Origin of the sequence: Aurantimonas aggregata, from assembly GCF_010500835.1 — a bacterium.
In the GTDB taxonomy this organism is placed as follows: Bacteria; Pseudomonadota; Alphaproteobacteria; order Rhizobiales; family Rhizobiaceae; genus Aurantimonas; species Aurantimonas aggregata.
Genome location: NZ_JAAAMJ010000087.1, coordinates 1 through 900, shown reverse-complemented (window position 1 = coordinate 900; position 900 = coordinate 1). Strand labels below are relative to the sequence as shown.

At 66.7% G+C, this 900-nt stretch carries 2 protein-coding genes; both read right to left on the bottom strand.

Annotated elements, in window-relative coordinates:
* On the bottom strand, positions 1 to 191 hold a 191-nt coding region (locus tag GTW51_RS23375; protein ID WP_203566290.1), incomplete at its 3' end, for an NAD(P)(+) transhydrogenase (Re/Si-specific) subunit beta.
* 16 nt (positions 192 to 207) lie between these two features.
* Positions 208 to 900, bottom strand: a 693-nt coding sequence (locus GTW51_RS23370; protein ID WP_203566289.1) for a proton-translocating transhydrogenase family protein, incomplete at its 5' end; no start/stop codon positions are given.

Below are 900 nucleotides of genomic sequence, written 5' to 3'. Positions count from 1 at the left end.
ATCATCACCAGGATGATCAGGCCGTTGCCGATGCCCGGCCCGAAGACCGTGGCGAAGACGGCGAGCGCCATGCCCACGATGCCGTACCAGACGGCGCGCTTGGCGCTTTCCTGGCCGGAGAGCCCGCCGAGCGAGAGGATGAAGAGGACGGCCGCGGCGATGTAGGCGGCGGAAACGATACCGAACGTCATGATTGATCCCCTGCCCTCAGGACTTCTGGAACATGGCGAGCATGCGCCGTGTGACGAGGAAGCCGCCGACGATGTTGATTGACGCGATCAGCACCGAGATGGCGGCCAGGGTGACAACCAGCCAGCTGCCCGAGCCGATCTGGAGAAGCGCGCCGAGAATGACGATGCCGGAGATGGCGTTGGTCACAGCCATCAGCGGCGTGTGCAGCGAGTGGCTGACGTTCCAGATGACCTGGAAGCCGACGAAGCAGGCGAGCACGAAGACGATCAGATGGCTCATGAACTCGGCCGGCGCGAAGGCGCCGACGAGGGCCATGAGCAGGCCGCCGACGACCAGCAGGCCGAGCTGGCTGCGGGTCTGCGCCTTGAAGGCGGCGACCTCGCCGGCCCGCTTCTCGGCCGGCGTCGGCTCCTTGACCTTCTCCTTCGGCTTGCCGGCGGCGATCGCCTTGATCTTCGGCGGCGGCGGCGGCCAGGTGATCGCGCCGTCCTTGACGACGGTGGCGCCGCGGATGACGTCGTCGTCCATGTTGATGACGGCGACGCCGTCCTTGGCCGGCGTCAAATCGTCCAGCATGTGGCGCAGATTGGTGGCGTAGAGGGTCGAGGCCTGCGCTGCCATCCGGCTCGGATAGTCGGTGTAGCCGACGACGGTGACGCCGTTCGGGCTGGTGACGATCTCGTCGGCGACGGTGAGGTCGCAATTGCC